Annotated in this window: 20 protein-coding genes; 16 read left to right on the top strand and 4 right to left on the bottom strand. The window is 63.0% G+C overall.

Annotated features, from left to right (window positions below; genetic code table 11):
* Positions 1 to 148 precede the first annotated feature (148 nt).
* From P8T11_RS11675 to P8T11_RS11715, 9 genes are all read left to right on the top strand, one after another.
* Positions 149 to 529, top strand: coding sequence for a hypothetical protein (locus tag P8T11_RS11675; RefSeq protein ID WP_268081794.1), 381 nt, complete (start codon positions 149 to 151; stop codon positions 527 to 529).
* Positions 526 to 3,420 (top strand): HsdM family class I SAM-dependent methyltransferase, encoded by a 2,895-nt coding sequence (locus P8T11_RS11680; RefSeq protein WP_268081792.1) that lies wholly within the window; start codon positions 526 to 528, stop codon positions 3,418 to 3,420. The genes P8T11_RS11675 and P8T11_RS11680 overlap by 4 nt, the downstream gene beginning before the upstream one ends.
* Positions 3,417 to 4,190, top strand: coding sequence for a hypothetical protein (locus tag P8T11_RS11685; RefSeq protein ID WP_268081791.1), 774 nt, complete (start codon positions 3,417 to 3,419; stop codon positions 4,188 to 4,190). Before P8T11_RS11680 ends, P8T11_RS11685 begins: the two co-directional genes overlap by 4 nt.
* 100 nt (positions 4,191 to 4,290) lie before the next feature.
* On the top strand, positions 4,291 to 4,791 hold the full coding sequence (locus tag P8T11_RS11690) for an RNA polymerase sigma factor (protein ID WP_268081790.1): 501 nt from the start codon (positions 4,291 to 4,293) through the stop codon (positions 4,789 to 4,791).
* Positions 4,778 to 5,824 (top strand): FecR family protein, encoded by a 1,047-nt coding sequence (locus P8T11_RS11695; protein WP_268081788.1) that lies wholly within the window; start codon positions 4,778 to 4,780, stop codon positions 5,822 to 5,824. Before P8T11_RS11690 ends, P8T11_RS11695 begins: the two co-directional genes overlap by 14 nt.
* Positions 5,825 to 5,985: 161 nt before the next feature.
* A complete protein-coding gene (locus P8T11_RS11700; protein ID WP_268081787.1) occupies positions 5,986 to 8,403 on the top strand; it encodes a TonB-dependent receptor in 2,418 nt (805 codons plus the stop codon).
* A 187-nt stretch (positions 8,404 to 8,590) separates the two neighbouring features.
* A complete protein-coding gene (locus P8T11_RS11705; RefSeq protein WP_268081786.1) occupies positions 8,591 to 9,274 on the top strand; it encodes a LuxR C-terminal-related transcriptional regulator in 684 nt (227 codons plus the stop codon).
* Complete coding sequence (locus tag P8T11_RS11710; protein WP_268081785.1) at positions 9,184 to 11,145, top strand: sensor histidine kinase; 1,962 nt, start codon at positions 9,184 to 9,186, stop codon at positions 11,143 to 11,145. Before P8T11_RS11705 ends, P8T11_RS11710 begins: the two co-directional genes overlap by 91 nt.
* Positions 11,146 to 11,303: 158 nt before the next feature.
* Entirely contained in the window at positions 11,304 to 15,431 is a 4,128-nt protein-coding gene (locus P8T11_RS11715) for a CheR family methyltransferase (protein WP_268081784.1), read from the top strand.
* Between the two features lie 66 nt (positions 15,432 to 15,497).
* On the opposite strand, the gene P8T11_RS11720 is transcribed toward P8T11_RS11715, so the two are convergent.
* A complete protein-coding gene (locus P8T11_RS11720; protein ID WP_268081783.1) occupies positions 15,498 to 15,689 on the bottom strand; it encodes a hypothetical protein in 192 nt (63 codons plus the stop codon).
* A gap of 205 nt (positions 15,690 to 15,894) precedes the next feature.
* Between P8T11_RS11720 and P8T11_RS11725 the strand changes: the two genes are divergently transcribed.
* A complete protein-coding gene (locus P8T11_RS11725; protein ID WP_268081782.1) occupies positions 15,895 to 16,128 on the top strand; it encodes a CrpP-related protein in 234 nt (77 codons plus the stop codon).
* Positions 16,129 to 16,274: 146 nt separating this feature from the next.
* Positions 16,275 to 17,135, top strand: coding sequence for an ammonia-dependent NAD(+) synthetase (gene nadE, locus P8T11_RS11730; RefSeq protein WP_268081781.1), 861 nt, complete (start codon positions 16,275 to 16,277; stop codon positions 17,133 to 17,135).
* Between the two features lie 73 nt (positions 17,136 to 17,208).
* Here the strand turns inward: nadE and galU are convergent, their stop codons facing one another.
* Positions 17,209 to 18,042, bottom strand: coding sequence for a UTP--glucose-1-phosphate uridylyltransferase GalU (galU, locus tag P8T11_RS11735; RefSeq protein ID WP_268081780.1), 834 nt, complete (start codon positions 18,040 to 18,042; stop codon positions 17,209 to 17,211).
* Positions 18,043 to 18,252: 210 nt separating this feature from the next.
* Between galU and P8T11_RS11740 the strand changes: the two genes are divergently transcribed.
* Together P8T11_RS11740 and P8T11_RS11745 are read left to right on the top strand one after the other, a co-directional pair.
* On the top strand, positions 18,253 to 18,468 hold the full coding sequence (locus P8T11_RS11740; protein ID WP_268081779.1) for a hypothetical protein: 216 nt from the start codon (positions 18,253 to 18,255) through the stop codon (positions 18,466 to 18,468).
* A gap of 220 nt (positions 18,469 to 18,688) precedes the next feature.
* Positions 18,689 to 18,856 carry a hypothetical protein gene (locus P8T11_RS11745; protein WP_268081778.1) on the top strand — a complete coding sequence of 56 codons (168 nt, stop codon included), beginning with the start codon at positions 18,689 to 18,691 and terminating at the stop codon, positions 18,854 to 18,856.
* A 74-nt stretch (positions 18,857 to 18,930) separates the two neighbouring features.
* Here P8T11_RS11745 and P8T11_RS11750 read toward each other — a convergent pair whose 3' ends face one another.
* On the bottom strand, positions 18,931 to 19,317 hold the full coding sequence (locus P8T11_RS11750; RefSeq protein WP_268081777.1) for a hypothetical protein: 387 nt from the start codon (positions 19,315 to 19,317) through the stop codon (positions 18,931 to 18,933).
* Positions 19,318 to 19,367: 50 nt separating this feature from the next.
* Positions 19,368 to 19,550: a hypothetical protein gene (locus tag P8T11_RS11755; RefSeq protein ID WP_268081776.1), complete on the bottom strand. Its 183-nt coding sequence runs from the start codon at positions 19,548 to 19,550 to the stop codon at positions 19,368 to 19,370.
* A 237-nt stretch (positions 19,551 to 19,787) separates the two neighbouring features.
* Between P8T11_RS11755 and P8T11_RS11760 the strand changes: the two genes are divergently transcribed.
* The 3 genes from P8T11_RS11760 to P8T11_RS11770 all read left to right on the top strand — a co-directional run bounded on the left by P8T11_RS11760 (position 19,788) and on the right by P8T11_RS11770 (position 24,429).
* The gene (locus P8T11_RS11760) at positions 19,788 to 22,943 is read left to right on the top strand and encodes a CheR family methyltransferase (RefSeq protein WP_268081775.1); all 3,156 of its coding nucleotides are present in this window, start codon (positions 19,788 to 19,790) and stop codon (positions 22,941 to 22,943) included.
* On the top strand, positions 22,936 to 23,313 hold the full coding sequence (locus P8T11_RS11765) for a response regulator (protein WP_268081774.1): 378 nt from the start codon (positions 22,936 to 22,938) through the stop codon (positions 23,311 to 23,313). The genes P8T11_RS11760 and P8T11_RS11765 overlap by 8 nt, the downstream gene beginning before the upstream one ends.
* A gap of 279 nt (positions 23,314 to 23,592) precedes the next feature.
* Positions 23,593 to 24,429: an alpha/beta fold hydrolase gene (locus tag P8T11_RS11770; RefSeq protein WP_268081773.1), complete on the top strand. Its 837-nt coding sequence runs from the start codon at positions 23,593 to 23,595 to the stop codon at positions 24,427 to 24,429.
* The last annotated feature ends 100 nt before the right edge of the window (positions 24,430 to 24,529 follow it).

Below are 24,529 nucleotides of genomic sequence, written 5' to 3' on the forward strand. Positions count from 1 at the left end.
TGATTGGCAACGAACCGCAGCCACCTTTTGGTACAAGCGAAGATCAGCGTCCTCAAGAGCCGGGTCGAAAGGGTCGGAGAGCTATCTGCCTGCGCTTCCCAACCCTGAGTGTTTCTCATAAAATTCTGAAACAACCTAAGGAGAATCAGTGCTCTACGCGGAGTTTCGCCGCCATCTTGGCAAAGCTGGGATGACCATCAATGACTTCGCGGCATACCTATGCATTCGACCTGCATCGGTATCTAACTATTCGAAGTCAGGCACGGTGCCGCGCGCCTACGCCATCATCGCCATTCTTCTTGGCGAGGCTGCCGACCGTGGCGTCAATGGCGCCCAGCTTTTGGACGATTTCGGTGTTACCCCTCTTTCCTTGCCCCATGACAGTAGTGCCAAGCAACTCGACATGTTTCGTGCGTCGCGAGTGCCTGCCTCTCCGGCAAAAAAACGCAAGATTCGATCTGACGTAGAGACGGACGCGGGTGTTGGCCCTGGCGGTGTTGATGTGCGTCAGACGGGCGGGCGGCTATGAATAGTGGGATCGATCTGCTTGTCGATGTGCTCGGTTACCGCGGCGACGATGGACTGCTGCAGGGCCGGTCGGACTTCGCCCGTGCGATTGGTAGTGCTCATGCGTTGCACGCTGCCGCGGACTCGATCAAGCTGCAGGCTTGTTTTGGCGCATGGGAGCCTGGGTTCGGTGATTGCGCTACTGCCCGATTCGTTCCCATTGTCTATCTCGCTCAAGCCGACAGCGTTGAGGAAGCAAGGCAACATCATCGTTGGGCCTGGAGCCAGAGCCTCGCACCTTGGCTTATCGTCGCGGTGCAAGGACGCTACATCATCTGCCCGGGGTTTGATTTCCCGTCTGAACCTGATTGGACAACGCTCGTCGTTTTTGTGGGCGCTAGCGACCTGCACAAAAGCGGTGCGGATTCTGCCCTCAAGGATTTTGCCGCAGTCCGCCTGCGTTCCTCCTTGCAATGGCGAGATTTCAGGCTGCAGTCGGCAGGAACGGTAGACCGACGCCTGCTGCGAGGGCTGGAGCACCTTCATGAACGCCTGGCCGCCACGCCCACTGACGGCGAGCTTCCCGCGGCGATCATCAATCGGCTGATCGGGCGCGTCCTCTATACCTTCCTGTTGCTGGACCGGGGGATTGTGCCCGGCACGTGGGCGCAAGGACTCGCCCAAGACGGCAGATCGCTGAACCGCATTCGACCGGCAATCGCACTAGCCCAGTTTTGGGAGCTTCAAGATCGAATCGACGACATCTTCAACGGCGCGGTTTTCGTGCTGGATCCTGATCAACGGCTCAAGATCCAACAACGGCACCTCAATCTCGCGATTGATTACATGCGTGGAGGCACAACGCTGCACAAAGGGGGCGAACAGACCGAGCTCTTTGAAATCGATCTGACAGCAATCCAGATCGAGACACTCTCGGCGGTGTACGAAGAGTTTCTACGGAGCGAGAGCCCCGCTAGCGTACGCGATGATGGCATCGTATACACGCCTCCGTTTCTTGTGGACTTCGTCCTCAATCGCCTTGACGATGAACAAGAATTCTCAACGCACTCCCGCATCCTGGATCCCACGGCCGGATCCGGCGTGTTCCTTGTTGCCGCGTTCCGACGAATCGTTGAGCGTGTTCTTGCCGAACGCCGATTGCAATGCCTTCCGATGGAAGAGCTGCGCCAGATTCTCGTGCAATGCATCCATGGCGTCGAGAAAGCGGCATCAGCAGCGGCGGTCGCGGCGTTCAGCCTTTATCTACACCTCCTCGAATACGCGGATCCCGCCGAGTTGCTGAGCATCGTCACCGAGAGGCGTCGACCAAAGGTCTTTCCGCCCCTCATCGGCTCGAACATCCTGGTGACGGACTTTTTCAGCGCACCTCGACATTTCAAAGAGATTGAGTTCACCTGCGTTGCAGGCAACCCGCCCTGGAAGCCGCTAGAGAGGGTCACAAGCTACACGGTGGACGGCGATGACGCAGTCGATGGCCGGGAAGCGTCCGAGCACATCACGTGGCTGAGCTTAAGGCGCTATCTGGGTCCTGACGGCATGCTTGGGCTTGTCATGCCCTCAAAGTCAATCTCGAGCCCATCCGCCAAGACATTCCTGACGGCCTTGGGTCAGACGTTTCATGTTCGGGCCATCGTCAACCTGTCGCAATGGCGTCGCCATCTTTTCGAGAACGCTGAACAGCCTGCTGCTTTGCTGTTCGTCTCCACGCGCAAGGTTACCCACGCAAGCCGCACCGCGTTCTATTCGCCTGCAATGTGGACTCAACCATTCACGCCAAAGGCGATGTGGACGTTGGCGATCGACTGCTCCGACGTGCAATGGATGCCGAGTTTTCTTGTTTTTCGCGATCAGGAGAATCTCTTCGATGCGTACGCGCTTCGTCCCCTGGATCGGGCCGCAAAGAACAGGCTACGCCAAGCCGTGTCGCGAGGGACGGCAACCACGTTCGGCAAGCTGTTGTTGCAACTTGGACTGGTGTCGGCCGGAGGCAGCACGCCCGCAAGAACGCTTCTGCGCGCCGACGAGATCTGCAACATCAACGACTTCGCCGAATACGGTGAAGGTTTCACCACGTTGAAGGACCATCCCAAGCAGTTGTCTGAACAGCGACACAAAGCTTGCAGCGCACAGCATCGAAAGAAGTTCCAGGGCGAGCGCCTGCTGGTCTCGCGTAGCCTTGCCCAGGCCTTGGCCGTGGGATTTCCCCTGGCGGTGAACTCATCAATGAACGTGATCCATTGGAAAGACGACCCGGCTCATTTGACGCTCGCTGATCGCGCTGCCGTGCTGTCCAAACTGGGCCGATTCCTGATGAGTGACTTCGCGCGCTTTCAGTTCGCGTTGTTCGGACAACTGTGGCAGGTGGATCGCACGCGCGTCGAGCGGCGTGACTTGGACGGGATAGTCGTGCCACCACCGGAGTACTTCCTGCAAACCAAGGATGATGCCCCTGATACGAACGACTTTATCGCCGCCATGCAGGTCCAGGACGTTGCAGCCGCCATGCGGGACTACCTTGAAACACGCCTTCAATTCGAAAATGGCCTCACGCCTGCCCATGCGAACGAACGCATCGACAAGGTGCCGGACGACTATTTGAAGGTATTAAGCGCCTCCCTGTGCGGCAGCTTTGGCACTCTCTTTCGAGGTTGTGAGGTAGGCAGCGTCAGCGAGTCTTCGGCTCGAATCGTCGTCGACATGGCCGAGCCGCTGCCCAAGTCACCGGCTGGCTACGTGGCCGCGTTCCAGTTCCACGATTCAGCGCGTATCACCTGGACTGAAGGTGAAAGACAAATACGTGTCGACAAGCCTGCCGGACGCCTCAACTTCTCGCTTGACCGAGCCTACAGCGACGCACTGCGAGTGGCGAACCTTCTGCTGGCCGCTCAATGACAGTTCCCGAGGAATTCTACGAAAGGCTTCGTCGTTCCCTGACCGATTTGGACGTCAACCCCTATCGCGCATCGGTGGTAGCAAGGTTCGTTACCCAGTGCTACGACGTCCTGCTGTGCGCGCATCATGCGCTGGTGCAGCCGGCAAGGTGGAGCCAGTTTTGTGCAACTCGCGGCGCCAAAACAAGGCGAAAGCGAGTATCCGCGGCGCCAGCCAACATCTCCGAAACAGCCATCACTGCCGACTTGTCGCTGGAAGCCCAGCGACTGCTGCAAGAGCGCGGAGGAACAACACCGTTGGTATCGGGAATTGCGATCGCCTGTGTCGTTGCCGACTACACAGCGCCCAGCGATATCGCCACTGGATCGAGCTCCAAGCGTCCAGACTTGGTTTTTTTCCCAGCCGACCCGGCACTACAGCTCCATTTCGCCATGGAGGCCAAGGTCATCCGCTTGGCAACCGGCATTGCAAACGATTTGTTGGGCGAGGCGGGCTTTGGATGTTTCGTTCGTGCGATCGACCCCTATGAAACCAATGGCGTGGTCGGTCTACTGGGCTACGTAGAACCCACGCAGACGCTGGCCATGATGGAAGAAGCGGAACGTTGCATGCGAGCAGACGCGCGGTTTACGAAGGTGTTGGCGAATAACTTGATCATCAACGATGAAGGGCCCAACCACCAACCACGTACCGTCCTCGCGCATATCGTCAATGCCAAGCCGAAGGTGTGTATTGCCAACGTGCTGGCGGTTGAGCTGACGGCAAGGTAGTTGCCTCGTGCGGCGAGGCAACGAGCACGAAAGCCTCGCGCCAAGACGCAAATGCATATTAGAATCAATAACTTTTTGTTATTTGTCCAAGCGCTTCCTCATGTCCCACCCTCCCAAGGCCAGGAAAGACTGGCTCGCCTATTACGCGGAGATGATCGGCAAATGGCGCGGGCGGGGGCACGAGGATGGCGAAGACGCCATGCACGACACCGTGCTTGGCATGCTGGAAGGCGACGTCGCGGCTATCTATGACCCGCGCGCGTACCTGTCCCGTGGCACCTCCAACCGCCTGGTCAGCCGGCATCGGCACGTCAACACGCTGGACATCACGTCGCTGGATGACGTGCCCGGCGGCGACCATCCCGCCACGCCTCCGGCCGACGACGGCGTCCGGTTCCAGCAACTGGCCGACGAACTGACCCGTGCGCTTGAAGACCTGCCGCCCAAGTGCCGGCAGGTTTATCTGTGGTGCCGTCTGGAAGGATGGACGCACACCGAAATCGCCCAGGAAATGGGCATCTCGCGCAGCATGGTGGAAAAATACATGACTCGCTCCGTGCGTCACATCAACGATCGGCTGCAACACCATGCCCCTCTCTGACTCCCGCCCCCCCGCCTTATTCCCTGGCGACGACGCGCTGGAACACCCGCGCGACGCGGCGCATTGGTTCTCGCGCATGCATTCCGGCGAGACCACGGAGACCGATCGGCAGGCCTTTGCCGCGTGGTGCAGCGCCGACCCGGCGCACGAACGCGAATACCAAAAGCTGACCGCCCAATGGGACGCCGTGCTGTCCCTGCCTGAAGCACGGCTGCGCGGCCTGATGCAAGCCACGAACGACACGCAAGCCTCGCATGTTGCGCCCCCGCCGCCCGCGATGTCGCGGCGGCGTTTCGGCCTGAGGATGGTGGCGGCCTGTGCGCTGCCCGTTGCGGCGGGCCTGCTGGCAGCGCCCTACGTTGCGCCCTACCTGTTCGACCGCGGCGAAAAGCGGCTGAACTACGCCACCCGCAAGGGCGAACGGCGGCAGGTCACCTTGCCGGACGGATCCATCCTGCACCTGAACGGCGACACCCGCCTGGCCGCCCGCTTCGGCGCCAACGAACGCCGGGTGGAACTGGCGCAGGGCGAGGCCTTCTTTGAAGTGCAACACGACACGTCCCGGCCTTTCGTGGTGGAGGGTGGCGTGGGTCAGGTCACCGTGACAGGCACGCGCTTCAACGTGCGACGCGACAGTGAAAGCTTGCAGGTCAGTGTTGAATCCGGTTCCGTGCGGCTGGAATCCGGACCCTGGTGGCGCCACAGCGAACACCGCCTGGGCGCGGGCCAGCAGGCCATTGCCTATGCCAGCAGCCCGCTTGGCGAGGTCACGCAGGTCAATGTCGACAACCTGACCGCCTGGCAGCGCGGCAAGATCATCTTCAACAATGTGCCGCTGGCCACGGTCATCAACGAGATGAACCGCTACCTGATGCAGCCCGCCAGCCTGGACGCTCCCGCGCTTGGACCCTACCGCATCTCGGGCGTATTCAGCGTGGACGACCCGCTGGCCATGATTGACGCCCTGCCCGCCATTGCGCCGGTGTCGCTGAACCGCCTGCCGGACGGCCGGGTCCGTGTCCTGGCGCGCTGACGATTTGTAACATCTTAATTACAAAATAATAGCGATTCCCATTCCGGTTTCAAGCCTGCTCATGCGTCTAGAGAAGAAGGGGCGGACATATCCACGCCGCCCGCCTACCTCCTTTAGAACCGGTGCGCCTGGTTGGCGTGCCTCTCACCGAGCTACCGATCTTGAATACCGTCTCTGCCCGACCTGCTCTGCGCGTCCCGCCGCGCGTGGTTCTCAGCGCGCTTGCCTTTTCACTATCGCTTGTCTTCGGCATGGCGCCCGCCGTCCAGGCCCAGGAAGCGCCCGTCAGCGTCAACATTCCCGCGCAGCCCTTGGGCGATGCGCTGTTGCAGCTGGGTTCGCAAACGTCCTTGCAGATTTTCTATTCGCAGGATGTGCTGGCTGGCCAGACCGCGCGCGCCATCTCCGGCAATCTGTCGCCTGAAGACGCCCTGCGCCAACTGCTGCAAGGCACGGGCATTACGTACACCCGCAATGGCAACAACGTGACCCTGTCGCGCGCCGAGCCCGTAGGCGGCACGGTGCAACTGGCCCCCGTGACGGTCACCGCCGGCATTCTGGGCGACCTGGCCCCGCCCTATGCGGGCGGGCAGCTTGCCACGGGCGGCAGCCTGGGTCTGCTGGGGTCCGAAGACGTGATGGACTCGCCGTTCAGCACGGTCAACTACACCTCTGAATTGCTGTATGACCAGCAGGCTCGCACCCTGGCTGATGTAGTCGTCAACGACGCCTCGGTCCGCACGCTGACGTCGACCGGCGGCTTTGGTGAAGACTTTCAGATCCGCGGTTTTGCCGTGGGCAGCGGTGACGTCAGCGTCAACGGCCTGTATGGCCTGGTGTCGTCCAGCCGCGTGCCGGTGCAGATCCTGGAGCGGGTGGAAGTGCTGAAGGGCCCCGGCGCCTTCATGCGCGGCATTCCGCCCAACGGCAGCATCGGCGGCGCCATCAACGTGGTGACCAAGCGCGCCGACGACGAGCCGCTGGCGCGCGCCACGCTGGGCTATGCCAGCAAGGCCAACTTCACCGGTCAGGTCGACCTGGGCCGCCGCTTCGGCGAAGACAACGCCTGGGGCTTGCGCTTCAACGGCGTCAAACGCGGCGGAGAAGCCTCGCTGCGCGATGGCAAGCAGGGGCTGGGCATGGGCGCCCTGGGCATCGACTACCGGGGCGCGCGCCTGCGCTGGTCGGCCGACGCCATCCACCAGGAAGACGTGATCGAGAACTTCCGCTCGCAGATCGGCTGGCAGCCCACCGTGACGGAACTGCCCTCGCCGCCCGATGGCGACATCAACTTCTACCCCGGCACTCGCCTGTCGCAACGCGACAGCACCATCATGTCGCGCCTGGAATATGACTTCACCGACAACCTCACCGGCCACATCGCGGCGGGTTATCGCGACGGCAAGGTGCGGCAGATCTTCCCGGTGACCGTCAGCCCGACCGGCGCGCGCCAGTCGGTGGACCAGGACGGCAACTTCAACGTCATGACGACCTACTACGACTCGTATTCGAAGACGAGCAGCGGCGACGCCGGCTTGACGGCGCGCTTCAACACCGGCGGCGTCAAGCACCGCCTGGCGCTGGGCGCCACCTACCTGAAGCAAGAGGCGGGCAACGCCTATTCGACGGGGTCGGCCATTGTCGCCTCGAATATTTATGATCCGGTCGACATCCCCGATGGCCCCGCCGTGCGCCTCACCCCGCAAAAGGCGTCGGACACCACGCTGACCAGCTTCGCGATTGTCGACACGCTGTCATTTATCGACGATCGCATCCTGCTGACCGCGGGCGTCCGCCACCAGCGGGTTGAAGTCGACAGCTACAACACCACCACGGGCGCGCGCACCAGCGGCTACCGTTCCAGCGCCAACTCGCCCGTTGGCGGCATTGTCATCAAGCCGCTGCACAACGTCTCGGTCTACGCCAACCTGGCCCAGGGTCTGACGCGCGGCACGATCGTGGGCGACACCTACGAGAACCGGGGCGCCGTGCTGGCGCCGTACAAGTCCAAGCAGTACGAAACCGGCGTCAAGGTGGACTGGGACGGCAACATCACCACCACGCTTGCGTTGTTCCAGATTGCGCGCCCGGCTGGCCAGGCTGACGACAACAACGTCTACGGCTACTTTGGTGAACAGCGCAACCGTGGCCTGGAACTGACGGGCTACGGCGAACTCGTGCCCGGCCTGCGCCTGATGGCAAGCGCGGCCTTCATCAACAGCGAACTCACCAAGACGCCGGGCGGCGTCAACCAGGGCAACCGGCCCGCCGGCGTACCGGCCAGCACCTACAACCTGGGCCTGGATTGGGATACGCCGTGGGTGCAAGGGCTGAGCCTGAATGGCCGCGCCATCCGCACGTCATCCGTCTACCTCAACAACACCAATACGCTGCGCCTGCCGGGCTACACCCGCTTTGACCTGGGTGCCCGCTACGCCACCACCATCGCCGGCAAGGACGTCGTGTTCCGCGCCAACGTCGAAAACGTGGCGGACAAGAAGTACTGGCTGGCGTCCGGCTCGTTCGTGACGAACGCGGCAGGACGGACGTATATGTTGTCGGCGTCGATCAATTACTGATCCGAGCGGCGCGCAGCAAGCGAACTACGGGAACCAATCACGGAAGTGAAGCACTGAGGCCCAGGACGGAAGGAAAGGACGGAAGGGGAATACCCAGGCGGGAATACCCAGTTCAAGGGATAGCCGGACACACACCGAGCCATCACAATCTAGAATCGGGCGATTCTGCCTTTTCCCCTTCCCGTCTATGTCCGCCTCTCCGCTTGCCCCCGAACTCACGCTGCCCGCCCCCGTGCTGCTGGTGGAGGACGAACCGCTGGTCTGCCGGCGGATCGAAGGCCTGTTGCTGCAATTGGGCTATCAGCCCGACGCGCTGATCTTCGCGGGCTCCCTGGCCGAGGCGCGCGCCTGCCTGGCCAGCCAGCCCGTTGCGCTGGCGCTGGTGGACCTGGGCTTGCCCGACGGCAGCGGAATTGACCTGATTGCCGAGATGCACGCCGCCGACCCCGGCCTGGCCATCCTGGTCATCTCGGCCTGGTGTACCGAAGACGCCATCCTGGCGGCCTTGCGTGCCGGCGCCACGGGCTATGTGCTGAAAGAACGTGACGACATGGAAGTGGCGCTGTCGCTGCGCAGCGTGCTGCGGGGCGGTGCGCCGATCGACCCGTTCGTGGCGCGCCGCATCATCGAAGAGTTGCGGCCACGGCCCACGGAGCAGACCGGCACCGCAAGCGGTGAGATACTTAGCCCCCGCGAAAGCCAGATCCTGCGTCTGGTGGCTGAAGGCTTGGCCAACCGCGAAATCGCCGAACAACTGTTCCTGTCGCGCTACACCGTTGAATGCCATATCAAGCACATCTACCGCAAGTTGGCCGTTTCTTCGCGCACGCGAGCGGTACACGCCGCGCGCTTGCGTGGCTTGCTGGACTGAGATGGCTGCTTGCCTGCTGGCTGGCGGTCTGCGCGGCGCCCGCCTTGGCCGTGGAGGCAAACGCGGCCACCGATCCCGAGGCATGCACGGTGCAGGTGATGTCCATCACGGCCGCGCCGGCCGCCGCCGACGGCAGCCGGCCTGATACGGGCGACTGGGCGCCGGTCACGCTGCCCGACGACTGGAACAAGCGCTGGCCCGGCTACACCGGATCCGCCTGGTATCGCATCGACTGGCAGCGGCCCTGCCCCGGCCCGGTTGGCTTGACCGTGGAATCCGTGGTCATGGCCGGTGAAGTGTTCGTCAATAGCGACATGATCTGGAGCGACCCGCAACTGACCGAACCGCTGTCGCGCAGTTGGAACATGCCGCGCACCTGGCGCCTGCCCGAGGCCACCGTGCACGACGGCGTGAACACGCTGTGGGTACGTGTGGTGGGCGTTGCGCAGCAGACGCCCGGGTTGGGTATCGTGCACCTGGGCAGCCCGCAAGCGATGCAGGCCAGACAGGAAGACATCTGGTGGCGCAACCGTTCGCTGTACACGGTGAACCTGGTGGTTTCCGCCGTGCTAGGCGGCTTGTTCTTCTGCATCTGGGTAGTGCGGCGTGAACAGACCACCTATGGCTGGTATGCCCTGATGTCGCTGTTCTGGGTGCTGTTCATCAGCAATGTGCTGCTGACCAGCCCCTGGCCGCTGCCCGACACCTTGGCCCTGGCGCGCGCCAACGCCATGGCGCTGGTGTTATATGTGGCCTGCTTCTGCCTGTTCACCTGGCGTTTTGGGAAACAATCACTGCCGCGCACCGAACGCGCGCTGTGGATACTAAGCGCCGCGCTGCTGGCCATGCTGGCCTTCACGCCAGACAGCGCGCTGGCCACCGCGCAATCAATTGGCGTGCTGACCCCCGCCGCCATTTTCATCATCAACTGTCTGCAGTTCCCGGTACACGCCTGGCGCACTCGCCGCCCGGAGCACCTGATGCTGGCCGCCTGCCTGCTGATTTTCCTTGTCGTCATGGTGCACGACCTGCTGTTGATGATGAAGCTGATCTCGGCCGGGCAGTCCTATACGGCGTATACCAGCGTGGTGGTCACGCTGTGCCTGTCCGCCATTCTGGGTTTGCGCCACGCACGCAATGTGCGGCAGATAGAACGCTTCAACCAGGAATTGGCCGACGGCATTTTCCAGGCGCGCAGCGAACTGGCCACCACGCTGGAACGCGAACACACGCTGGCGGTGGCCAACACCCGCCTGCACGAGCGCTTGCAGATTGCGCATGATCTGCACGACGGCCTGGGCGGCTCGCTGGTGCGGATGATGGCCATGGTGGAACAGGCCGACAAGCCGTTGCAGGGCCAGCAGTTCCTGTCCATGTTGAAGCTGCTGCGCGACGACCTGCGCCAGACCATCGACAGCGGATCCAGCAGCGGCGTCACCGTGCCCGCAACCCCGCTGGAATGGGCCGCGCCGCTGCGTCATCGCTTCGTGCAGGTGTTCGACGAATTGGGCCTGGATTCCCACTGGCAGTTTCCGCCGCAATGGCGCACGCCGCCCTCTTCCCTGGAATGCCTGGCGCTGACCCGCCTGCTGGAAGAAGCGTTGACCAATGTGGTCAAGCACAGCCGAGCGCGCCACGTGCAGGTGCAACTGCTGCTGCCCGACAATGACCACCTGGAACTGCGCATTGAAGACGATGGCGCGGGCTTCGATGTGGCGGCGGTGCGGCAAGCCGGCGTCAGCGTCGGCATGCGCAGCATGCATGCCCGCATCGCGCGGGTGCATGGCAGCCTGAACATCGCGTCCGCGCCCGGCCGCACCGTGCTGACTGCCGTGCTGCCGTTGCGCGTGGCCACGGCGCAACCGGCTTAGGCTGTTTGGCGGCGGCGCGAAATGCGCCGAACGCGCGTGCTGGGGGGGTATCGAACGCCTTGCAGCAAGTCACATACCCGCGACGCGCAACCCGCCCGGCACGCTTTTTCCGGTTGTATCATCCTAGGCAACGCAGTCTATCGCCCAGCCCAATCCCCATGTCCAACACCCCCTCCGTGCCCGACAACAAACCGGGCGTCGCCATCAGTGATTTGCACTTTCCCGTTGTGGGGCTGGGTGCCTCGGCGGGAGGCATCGAAGCGTTGCGGGATTTCTTTTCCCATACCTCCAACAACCCGATGATGGCTTTCGTGGTCATCGTGCATTTGTCGCCCGACCACGACAGCGTGCTGGACAGGATCCTGCAAGCCGCGACCGGCATGCCGGTGGTGCAGGTGACGCATCCGCAGCGCATCCAGTGCAACCACGTTTATGTCATTCCGCCCGCCTCGATGCTGGCCATGAATGACGGCTATTTAAGCGTCAAGCCGGCGCAACCGTCGCAGGGCAGTCGTGTTGCCATTGACGAGTTTTTCCGCACGCTGGCCGACGTACACACCACGCGCGCGGTCGGCATCGTGCTGACCGGAGGCGGGTCGGACGGGTCGCTGGGGCTGGCGCGCATCAAGGAGCAAGGCGGGGTCACGTTCGCCCAGCAGCCCGAAGACGCCGAGCACGACGCCATGCCGCGCAGCGCCATCGCCACGGGCATGGTCGACATCATCCTGCCGATAGCGGACATGCCCGAGCGGCTCAAGCAGATTGCCGACAATATGTCCGCGATGCACATACCGCGCCTGGCCAAGGACACAACGGAAGCGGCGGGGCAATCCATCCAGGACGCGGACCCCAACAAGGCAGACCGCGTCGCCCTGCGCGACATCCTGACAGTGCTGCGCGCCCGCACGGCGCATGACTTTCGCCACTACAAGACCGCGACGGTCTTGCGGCGCATCGAACGCCGCATGCAGGTGACGGGCGTGTCTACCCTGAGGGCGTATTGGCAGTTGCTGCAAGACCGGGCAGAGGAAACGCCCCTGCTGCTGTCCGACATGCTGATCGGCGTGACCCAGTTCTTTCGCGACAAGGAAGCGTTTTCGTCGCTGGAGAATTTTGCCCTGGCCAAGCTGTTCGACAGGCATCTGAAGAACCCGGGCAGCCCCCTGCGCGCCTGGGTGGCCGGGTGCTCCACGGGCGAAGAGGCGTATTCGTTGGCCGTGCTGCTGAGCGCGCGCGCGGACGCGCTGAAGGTGAACCAGAAGATCCAGGTGTTCGCTACGGATATCGACGAAGCGGCGCTGGCCGTGGGCCGCGCTGGCAGCTACTCCACGGCGATTGAAACCGATGTGCCGCCGCTCCTGCTGGAAGGTTATTTCTCGCGGCAAGACGACGACTACCGCATCAAGAAGGAAGTGCGCGAGCGCGTGCTGTTCGCCGTCCACAACATCTTGCGCGACCCGCCTTTTTCGAAGCTGGACCTGGTCAGTTGCCGCAACCTGTTGATCTACCTGGATCGAGACGTCCAGCAAGACGTGCTGAAGATGTTCCACTTTGCCCTCAAGCCGGGCGGCTACCTGTTCCTGGGCAGCTCGGAATCGGCCGACGCCTGCCCGCGCCTGTTCCAGGTGGTGGACAAGCGCAATCGCATCTATGTGGCCAAGGAAACGCCCACCCAGCTTCGCAATGTGCCCGCGTTGCCGGCCGCCCATGCTTTTGAACGCCCCAGCGCCGCCCCGGCCACTATGGCGCGCAACCGCCACAACAAGATTTCGTACGCCGAGGTCCATCAGCGCGCGCTGGAAATGTACGCGCCGCCCAGCGTCATCGTGGACGCGGAAAGCGACATCGTGCACATGTCCGAACGCGCGGGCCGGTTCCTGCGCCACGCGGGCGGCGAACCCTCGCGCAACCTGCCGTCGCTGGTCTACCCCGAGCTGCGCATGGAATTGCGCACCGCGATGTTCCAGGCGCTGCATACCCGCAAGAGCGTCGAGGCGCGCCGCGTGAAGATGAAGATCGGCGAGCGCCACACCTACGTCAACATGGTGGTGCGGCCGTTCCGCCACGAGGAAACGTCCAACGACTACATGCTGGTGCTGTTCGACGAAGTGGAAGACGTGATGAGCCCCGAAGGCGTGGCGCCCACCGTTGGCGCCACGGCCGTGCTGACGCAATTGGAAGCCGAGCTGCAAGGCACGAAGGACCAGTTGCAAACGACCATCGAGCAGTCGGAAACGTCCACCGAAGAACTGAAGGCGTCCAACGAAGAGCTGCAGGCTATCAACGAAGAGCTGCGCTCGGCCACGGAAGAGCTGGAAACGGGCAAGGAAGAATTGCAATCGGTGAATGAAGAGTTGATCACCGTGAATGCCGAGCTCAAGGCCAAGGTGGACGAAACCGCCAAGATCAATGACGACCTGCAAAACCTGATTGCGTCCACAGACATCGCCACGCTGTTTGTCGACCGCAAGATGCACATCCAATGGTTCACGCCGCGCGCGGCCGACGTGTTCAACGTCATCACCAGCGACGCGGGCCGGTCCTTGCTGGACATCACGCATCGGCTTGATTACCCCGACATGGCGCGCGACGCCGCCGGCGTGTTTGAATCGCTGCGTGCCGTGGAGCGCGAAGTGCGCAGCGATGCCGATCGTTGGTACCTGGCGCGGCTGCTGCCCTATCGCAGCGCCGAGCACCGTATCGAAGGCGCGGTGCTGACCTTCATCGACATCACCGACCGGCGCAAGGCGGAAGACCGGGTCCGCCTGGGCGAAGCGCACCTGAAGCTGATGACCGAAAGCGCGCGCGACTTCGGCATCCTGACGCTGGACCACGACGGCGTGATCACCAACTGGAACATCGGCGCCGAGACCATGTTCGGCTATACCCGCGCCGAAGCGGTCGGCAAGTCGTTTTCCATCATCTTTACCGACGCCGACATCCAGGCTGGCCGGCCGCAGTTGGAACTGGAACGCGCCAGGCAGATCGGCTATGCGCCCGACGAGCGCTGGCATCGGCGCAAGGACGGCGGCCTGATTTTCTGCACGGGCGGCGTCAACCGCATGGACGACCCGACCATACGCGGCTTTGCAAAAATCGTGCGCGACGTCACCGACCTGAAGCTGCGCGACGCAGAACAAGAGTCACGCCTGGACCGCGCCCGCGCCGACAATGTGCTGAAAGACGAGTTCTTCGCCATGGTGTCGCACGAACTGAAGCACCCGCTCAACCTGATCCAACTGAATGCCGAACTGCTGGCGCGCACCCCGGCCGTGCGCAATTCACCCGCCGCCGCGCGCTCGGCTGACCTGATCCAACGATCCGTCAAAGGCCAGGCGCGCATCATCGACGACCTGTTGGATCTGTCGCGCGTGCGTACCGGCAAGCTGGCGTTGAACCAGTCGATTTTTGACGTCACCGCAATCACCACCAATATTCTTGACGTGCTGCGCCCCGTGGCCAGCGCGGCTGGCCTGACGCTGCACAGCGAGTTCGACGCCAACCAGGCCATCCACCTGAACGCCGACCCGCTGCGGGTTGAGCAAATCATCTGGAACCTGCTGAACAACGGCATCAAGTTCACGCCGCCCGGCGGCACGGTCACGCTGAGGCTGGCCGTGGAAGACTCCCGCATGCGGCTGGACGTGATCGACACCGGCCATGGCATCGACCCCAAGTTCCTGGGCAAGGTGTTCGACATGTTCAGCCAGGCGGACGTGCGCCAGCGCAATCTGGCCAGCCCTGGCCTGGGCATCGGCCTGGCCGTCGCAAGCGAACTGGTCAAAGCCCACGGCGGCACGATACAAGCCCATTCCGATGGCCAGGGCCACGGCGCCCGCTTCACCGTGCGCATGGCCTTGGCGCACGCGCAGCAGGAGGAACAACAGTTGGCGCTGCCGGGCGACAGCCCGTTGAAGGGCATGAAAGTGCTGATCGTCGATGACTCGGAAGACATTCTTCACATCATGCGCGAGCTGCTGGACATGGAAGAAGCCTGCGTCACCGCGGTCGGCAGCGGCCAGGAAGCGCTGGCTGCGCTTGAGGGTTCCACGTTCGATCTGCTGCTGTCCGATATCGGCATGCCCGGCATGGACGGTTATGCGCTGATACGCGCCGTGCGCGAAAAGTATCCCGACCTTGCCATGCCCGCCATCGCGCTGACCGGCTTCGGGTCGAAGGACGACATGAACCAGGCGCTGCAGGCAGGCTACACCGCGCACATCAGCAAGCCGGTGTCGCTGGACAACCTGCTGGACATCGTGCGGCGGCTGCGCGGCCAGGCTTGAGGGCCATAGCGGGAAAGACGCACCTGTTGCCTGCTACGCCCCGCTGCTTTCATTCCGCCACAGTCCTCAGTCCGCCTGCCGGTGACCCGCCAGCACCTGAAAGGCGCGTGCAACATCGTCCGGTATGTCGCGCGACAAGACCTCTTTTTGCCAGTCGGACTTGGGCGGCCAGGACACGCCCAGCAACGCCAACTGCTTCTGGTTATACCCGCCGCCCGCGGTCTGCCATCGCAACAGCCATTCGCTGGTGACTTGCATACGGCTCACCTTCAAAAGGAATGGGCCGCTAGCGCAGCCAGATGGCGCTCCCCAAGGGGGCCTGATGCCGGGCCTACAGCACGTGCCGTGCCCAAGCCGAACGCCAGGGGGTTCCGCCACGCTATCCCCTCTAGTATTGACACACTATTGCAGCCAGCCCCCGCTGCGCTCATACTTTTTACTCACATCAACCGGGGAATCCTCAATGAAAAACGACATCCATGATCAGGGTGCTCAGGCCGCCCGGAACGGATGGAGCCTGTTCGATTGCCCTTATTTGCGGGCCCATGAAATGCCTGGTCATACGGGCGAGCCCATCGCGCAATGGAGCGCAAAAGTGGCGGCTTGGGAGGCGGGCTGGAAGGCCGAAGTGGAAAGCTGGCTGGGCCGCTCCAGCCCTCCCACCATCACGCGCGACGACGCACAGGCCCTGCATTGAAGGCATAGCGTCAAGCCGCTGCCCTTGCGGTAGTGGCTTGCCAAAGGTCGATCTGCCCCTTCAGGTCCGGAAATTGCTACGCACTCCCTCAAGTGCGGGGCGAACGCTGGTTCGCCTCCTTCGGAACAGTGGAGGGAGATCTGATCATGGCTCAGAAGACCAACACGCAGGATCAGCAAGCGGCCATAGCGTGTGACCTTGGCGTTCAAGAGGCCTTCAATTCGGGGCTTGAGCTTGAAAGCCGGATCGCATTCCTGGAAAACTATTTATCGGCAACAGGTAAATCCGGCTATGTGCTGGGCATCAGCGGCGGCGTGGATTCCACGGTGGCGGGAAGAATGGCGCAACTGGCCACCGAGCGCCTGCGCCTGAAAGGACGCCGCGCATTTTTCGTGGCGGTGCGCCTGCCCTATGGGCAACAACACGACGAAGAAGACGCCAGCCGCGCGCTGGACTTCATCCGCGCGGACCATGTGATGCAGGTCGACATCAAACCCGCAGTGGACGCCCAGCGCGATTCGCTGGCGGCCGCGGGCCTGGTGTTTCGCGACAAGGCGGCAGAGGACTTCGTGGCCGGCAACATCAAGGCGCGCCAGCGCATGGTGACGCAGTACGCGATTGCGGGAGCAATGGACTGCCTGGTCATCGGCACGGACCAGGCGGCTGAAGCCCTGATGGGATTTTTTACCAAGCATGGTGACGGCGCGGCCGATCTGCTGCCACTGCGCGGCTTGACCAAGCGGCGGGTGCGTGCGCTTGGCGTGGTGCTGGGCGTGCCCGCCAAGCTGATCACCAAGGCGCCCACCGCCGACCTGGAATCCATGCGCCCCGGCCTGCCCGACGAGGTGGCGCTAGGCGTCAGCTACGACGAGATTGACGACTTTCTTGAGGGGCGCCCGGTTCGCGAAGACGCCATGCAAACCGTGCTGGACCAATATCACGCCACCGCGCATAAGCGCCAGCCACCCGCGGCCCCGGACGGGCCGGACGGTTGCGGCGGCGAGTAGCGCCCCAAGCAATCGGACCCGCCGCCGGACGGGTCCCGTCGGATCCCGGTGAACGGGCGCCGGCGAACCCAGACTATTTCATGCCGTGATACTTGCGCCCGATTTCCATCGTGGCGCGGTAAAAACCTTCTTTGCTGCCGCAGTCATAGCGCACTCCCTGGTATTCGTAGCCGAACACCTTTCTGCCTTCCAGCAAGGCGGCGATGCCGTCGGTCAGCTGTATTTCGCCGCCCACGCCAGGCTGGGTGGATTCCAAGGCGTCAAAAATCTGGGGCTCAAGAATGTAGCGTCCCACGACGGCCAGGTCGCTCGGTGCCACGTCCGGGTCCGGCTTTTCAACCATGCCGGATACACGAATCACCCCTTGCGAAGCCTGCTTGCCGGACACGATGCCGTACTGATTGGTCTGGCTGCGCGGCACTTGCTGCACGGCCAGGACGCTGCCATCGAATTCACGCGCCACCTTCATCATCTCGCCGATCACTGGCGTATCCGCATCGATCATGTCGTCGGCCAGCAGCACGGCAAACGGCTCGTTGCCAACAATGGCGGCCGCGCACAAGACCGCATGCCCCAACCCCAATGCGGCGGGCTGGCGGGTATACACGCACTTCACCGAGTCGGGGATGACGTTGCGCACGCTGTCCAGCAGCGCCCCCTTGTTCTTCGATTCCAGATCACGCTCCAGCTCCGGCATGCGATCGAAATGGTCTTCGATGGCGCGCTTGTTGCGGCCGGTGATAAAGATCAGTTCCGTAATGCCCGCCGCCACGGCTTCTTCGACGGCGTATTGAATCAAGGGCCGGTCGACGATAGGCAGCATCTCTTTCGGCATGGCCTTCGTGGCGGGAAGAAAGCGTGTGCCCAGGCCGGCGACGGGGAATACCGCTTTGCGTATGGGAAGCATGGTTAGGCTCTTGTAGTGAAAGACAGCTCAGGTCGGATGTCGTGCTGTCGCAGTAGCAAGCGACGTGCCCGCCGCAAGGCGCCCCCTTGGGGAATGACCGAGCGGGAACACGAATTGCTTGCTTGCGATTTTCTTGCCGGGCCCGCGCGGCGAACCTATGCAACCCCTCGCGCATGCGGCGACCCGCGCCATCGACCAAGGAACCCAAAAATGATCATCGAAGCCTTTCAGCGCGCCGACGGCATGTGGAGCTTTCGCGGGATTGCGATGCTGGGCGTGCAACAGGACGCCCGCGCGTATCCCTCCTGCGAAGCGGCAGTGCAAGCCGCCAAGGCGCAGTATCCGAACGAGACGGTCTCGATCGTCGATCCCGACGCGCAGGCGCCGACGGTGGTGCCCAAGCCCTCGCATCCGAAGTCGACATGAACACCGCGCCCGCGAGTACCGCCGCCATCCTGCCGCTGCATCAGATTTTGCAATGGCATCACCTTCTTTCCGGTCTGGGTCGGAGTGCAGGCGCGACCGCATGGGTAGTCAGGCACGGCACTTGCTGTAAGGCACGGCGGCTTGCGCCGCTTGGTGTCGCTATCACCCGCATGGCGTGGGCGGGTTCCGTCAACACACGTCTTCGGATACAGGATCAGCCATGGATTCCCCCATCACTCCCCCCGCTTCCCAAGCCGCGCACCTGCCGATAACGGGCGCTTCACCCTCAACCCGACTGTCGCTCGGGCTACTGTTGGCGGTCGTGTTCTGGACAGTGGCCAGCGCCCTGCTGCTGACCCTGTGGCTGGCGTCGCAATTATTGGCGTAGCGCCAACAAAGCGGTGGCCGGCAGCGTCGGGACGAACCCGGGCCCAAGGCGCTGGCCCCTGCCCCTACGCGCCGCTACCGACCAAATTCATTGGTCTTGTGCCCGCCCGAGCCAGCCTTGCCGCCCGGAATGCGGCCGTCCGGCGCCGGGTTGGCGGAAGAGCCCTTGACGGTGCCCTGGCCCTGCACCGGCTGCGAGGGCTTTTCGCCTGGCGCGGCTTGCGGAAAGGTGGGCGGAGGCCCGGACGGGTCGCCCCGTGACGGGGCGGGCGCCCCGCTATCGGGCGTCGACCCCTGGGGCGCGGGTGTGCCGGAAGGCGGCGGGCCGCCCTGCCCGGCCGGGCCGGCGGGGCCGCCGGCCGATTGCGCGAACCCCGCGCCGCTCCAGGCCAGGCCGGCCGCCAAGGTCAGGGCCAGCAACGGCGCCACGGCGCCAGGCAATACCTGCCGACGATGTCTCATGTTGTTCTCCCAAGCCCTACGTTGCTTGTTGCGCGGCGCTGCGCGCGGCATCAGGATTTGCCGCGAGCCCCCGGGCCACGATTGCGTTGGCTTTGCTGGTCCTGGCCGGAGCCGATCTGCGTGACGTGGCCTTCTTTCTTGGTGCGGTTCTGCGTGTCGCGGTGACTGGCCTGCGCCTCGCGCGGCGTGTCGTCGGACGAGGGGTTGGGTTTAGTCGTGTCTTTGGGCTTCATTGAAATGCTCCCTGGAACGTTGTGAACCTCAGTGTGAACCCCGGTATGAACCCCGGTGTGTACGTCCATCACCCAGCAAGCAGCATTCCCAAAACAGGACGTTGCAGAGCGGTAGAGGCCAGTGCCTTTCACCGCTTCGCACCGCACAAACGTGTAAATTTTCCCGATGCGGACACCCCGCAATTCGCCATGCTAAGGTCGTCGAATATCATTTCGGTTTCTCACATTCCAACTACCATGACTCTTCCCAGCACTGCGTTTTTCGTAGGTATCGGCGCCTCGGCCGGAGGCGTTGAAGCGCTGGAGGATTTTTTCGCAGGTATTCCGCAATCTCCCGGCATGGCCTTTATCGTGGTGACCCACCTGGGGCCGGGGCGTAAAAGCCATATGCCGGAGGTCATCGCGCGGCACACGTCCCTGCCGGTGCTCACCATGCAAGACGACATGCCCATCGAGATCAACCAGGTCTATGTGCAGGGCGAAGACACGGATATTTCGCTTAGTGAAGGGCGGATCAAAGTGACTCCCTCTTCCGGCCACCGCAAGGGCCGTCGGCCGATAGACCAGTTCTTTACCTCGCTGGCGAAAGACCATGGCCAGCGGGCGGTGGGCATCGTCCTGTCCGGCAGTGACTCCGACGGCACGTTGGGACTGAAAGCCATCAAGGAATACGGCGGCATCACCATGGCCCAAGCGTCCAACGGCAAGGGGCCTGCCTATACCGAAATGCCTGGCAGCGCCATCAGCGCGGGCATTATCGACTTTGCCCTGCCCGCCGCCGACATGGGCGCCCGCCTTGCCCAGTTGGACACCGATTTCGACATCCCTTTCGGCACCATAATCGCGGAAGAAGATGGCAGCGCATTGCCCCCTGAAATGGAAGCCGTCAAGGCAGAGATCTACGAACTGCTGCTGACCCGGACCGGCCACGATTTCAGCGGCTACAAAAGCAAGACCTTCATGCGCCGCGTGCATCGCCGCATGAAGGTGAACCAGACCAATACGCTGGATGACTATCTTGAATTCCTGCGCCGGACGCCGCAGGAAGCGGGCGCCCTGTTCCGCGATCTGCTGATCAGCGTGACCGACTTCTTTCGCGATCCCGATGCCTTCGAGGCGCTTTCGCAGCAGGTCATCCCGCAGTTGCTTGAAGGCCGCGGCGTGGCGGATACCGTCAGAGTGTGGGTGCCCGGCTGCGCCACCGGCGAAGAGGTCTATTCGCTGGCGATTCTGCTGCGCGAGCAGATGGACAAGATGGACCTGCCGCCGCGCGTGCAGTTGTTCGCCACCGATATCGACGAACGCGCGCTGAGCGTCGCGCGGGCCGCGCGCTATCCGGCGGCATTGCTCGATAGCGTGACACCCGAACGGCGCGACCGCTTCTTCATTGCCGACGGCGAAAGCTATATCGTCAGCAAGCAGGTGCGGGAACTCTGCATCTTTTCGCCGCACAACGTGCTGCGCGATCCGCCCTTTTCCCGCATAGACCTGGTGTCCTGCCGCAACCTGCTGATCTATTTCGGTGGCAACATTCAAAAGCAGGTCATCCCGACGTTCCACTATGCGCTGCGCAGCGGCGGCTATCTGTTCCTGGGCATGTCCGAAAACACGACGCAGTTTTCCGACATGTTCGGCTCCGTCGATAAAAAGCACCGCATCTTCCAGCGCCGCAGCGACATCGGCGTTCGCCCTCGCCCCCATTTCAGTTTGCCCTCCACCGGCATCCCCAACGCCCAGGATCTGCTGCAACGCCGTGTGCCGCCAAGTTCAGTCGGGCTGCGCCAATCCATCGATTCGCAAGTGCTGGGGCAGCATGCGCCGCCGCACGTGCTCGTCAACAAGGACGGCGACGTGGTGTATTACTCCGGGCGCACCGGCAAATATCTGGAAGCGGCGGCGGGCGTGCCCACGCGGCAGATTCTGGCGCTGGCCCGCAAAGACCTGCGCCTGGACTTGCGTGCGTTGCTCAGCGACGCCATGGCCAGCGGTGTGTCCGCCACGCGCCGCAACGTAGCGATAGAGGGCGACGACGGGCGCGTCCAACTGCTGCGCCTGACGGTCGACCCGCTGCTCGACAACCGCGAGGGCGAGCCCCTGTTCCTGGTGCTGTTCGCCGATGATGGCCCGCCGGTCAGCCGTGAAGAAGCGAATACCTATCTGCATGCCAAGCACACGGGCATGGCCGAGCAGATCGAAAGCGAACTGCGCGAAACGCGGGACCGGCTGCAATCGACCATCGAAGAGTACGAAACCGCGCTCGAGGAATTGAAGTCGTCCAATGAAGAGTTGGTGTCGGTCAACGAAGAGTTGCAGTCGTCCAACGAAGAACTGGAAGCATCCAAGGAAGAGCTGGTGTCGCTCAACGAAGAGCTGCACACCGTGAATGCGGAACTGCAAGGCAAGGTGGATGAGCTTGACCGCAGCAACAGCGACCTGCACAACCTGTTTGAAAGCACCGCGTTCGCGACGCTGTTCCTGGACGACAACCTGGTCATCCGCAGCTTCACGCCACCCGTCTGCGAAGTCTTCCGGATTTTGCCCAGCGATCGCGGCCGCCCTATCACCGACCTGGCTAGCCGGGTGCCGCTACCCTCGTTCGCGCAAGACATCCAAGAGGTATTCCGCGCGCAGACCATTATTGAGCGCCGTATCGACGGCAGCGACGACGCCAAGCAGTATCTGCTGCGCCTGGCGCCCTACCGCGATTCCAACAACCGCGTGGATGGCGTCGTGGTCACCTTCATCGACATCACGCAGATCACGCAGGCTGAAAAGCGGCACCGCATCCTGATCGCCGAACTGCAGCATCGCACCCGCAATTTGCTGGCGCTGGTGCAGAGCATTGCGTTTCGCACGCTGGGCCGTGGCGAACCGTTTGATCGCCTGAACAGCCGGCTGTCGGCGCTTAGCCGCGTACAAGGCTTGCTAAGCGACGGTTCGCCCGAGGCCATCGATTTCGCGGAAATCGTGCGCCGCGAACTAGACGCGGTGGGACACGGGCAGCATGTCTCGGTGCAGGGCGAGCCCACCTTCATCAGCGCGGAATGCAGCCAGTCGCTTGCCTTGGCGTTGCACGAACTGGGCACCAACGCCGTCAAGCACGGCGCCTTGAAACACGCGGGTGGCGAACTTGCGGTGCACTGGCGCACGCAGACGCAGGACGGCGAGAAAACGCTGGTGATCGACTGGCTGGAATCCGGCCTGCCCACGCCCCCTGACGCGCAACGCAAGGGCTACGGACGCGAATTGATCGAACAGGCCTTGGGTTTCACGCTGCAAGCACGCACCACCATGGACTTCCAGCCGGACGGCCTTCGTTGCCGCATCGAAGTGCCGCTGCGCCCATCCCCTCGGGCCAATTCGGCATCGGATGCAGCCGATCATCATGGTTGATGCCCTTCCCCTTTCCGCGTGCCGCTTGCTGATCGTCGAAGACGAATACGTCATTGCCGAAACACTGGCCGAAGCGATGCGCGAGGCCGGCGCCACGATCGTCGGGGTAATCGGCTGGCTGAATGAAGCGACGCACTTCGCCAGCGCGCACGCGGGGGAATTCAATTGCGCGGTGGTGGACATAAACCTGCATGGCGCGCTGTCTTACCCCTTGATCGACCAGCTGTCCGCGCAAGGGATACACATGGTGTTGGTGACAGGCTTCGGCGTGGAGGCCTTGGAACCGGGCTACCGCAAGCTGCCCCGTTGCGAAAAGCCGTTCAACCAGGACAGGTTGATTGCCATGCTCCAGTCCGAATTCGACGCATAACACCACGCCGCCGACGCTCGGCCCTAACCTGATCAGTGAGGCAATACGGGGGATACGCGTTGCGCCAAGGGACGGATACGTCTGAATGACACTGCCCCCATTCGGCCTCATCCGCTCCCATCCGGCCCCAAGATGATTTCGTTCAAAGTTGCTTGATAACGTACAAGCGCGGGTGCCCCGGCGGCGCTACGCTCAAGGTTTGGCGGCACCGGGGCTTGCCCGTGTCCGCGCCCGTTCCGGCGCCGCCCCACCTGTGGCACCTACCCGGAGTCGACACTCATGAGCACCATCACCACCCCTGACGGCGTGCAGATTTTCTTCAAGGACTGGGGTCCTAAATCGGCCCAGCCCCTGATGTTCCACCACGGCTGGCCCCTGTCCAGCGACGACTGGGACGCCCAGATGCTGTACTTCGTCAACAAGGGCTTTCGCGTCATTGCGCACGACCGCCGTGGTCATGGCCGCTCGAGCCAGGTCAGCGAAGGCCACGACATGGACCACTACGCCGCCGACGCATCGGCCGTGGCCGAGCATCTGGACCTGCGCAACGCCGTCCACATCGGCCACTCCACCGGTGGCGGCGAAGTGGCGCGCTACGTGGCCAAATTCGGCCAACCGCAGGGCCGTGTCGCCAAGGCCGTGCTGGTCAGCGCCGTGCCGCCGCTGATGGTCAAGACCGAAAGCAACCCGGGCGGCCTGCCCATCGAAGTGTTCGACGGTTTCCGCGAAGCGCTGGCCGCCAACCGCGCGCAGTTCTACGTGGACGTGGCCGCCGGCCCCTTCTATGGCTTCAACCGCTCGGGCGCGAAGGTGTCGCAAGGCGTGATCGACAACTGGTGGCGCCAAGGCATGGCGGGCGGCGCCCTGGCGCACTACCAGGGCATCAAGGCTTTTTCGGAAACCGATCAAACCGAAGACCTGAAGGCCATCACCGTGCCCACGCTGCTGATGCACGGCGACGACGACCAGATCGTGCCCATTGACGATGCCTCGCGCCTGGCAATCAAACTACTGAAGAACGGCACGCTGAAGGTGTACGAGGGCTTTCCGCACGGCATGCTGACGACACACGGCGATGTCATCAATCCGGACCTGCTGGCGTTTATCAAAAGCTGATAGTTGAGCGAAGAACAAGCGACGGAAAACAAGGGGCGAAGCAAGTTCGCCCCTTTTTCGGAATATTCCGACACTACGACCCGGCTTTGGCCTATATACT

Source organism: Achromobacter spanius (genome assembly GCF_029637605.1).
GTDB lineage: Bacteria > Pseudomonadota > Gammaproteobacteria > Burkholderiales > Burkholderiaceae_B > Achromobacter > Achromobacter spanius_E.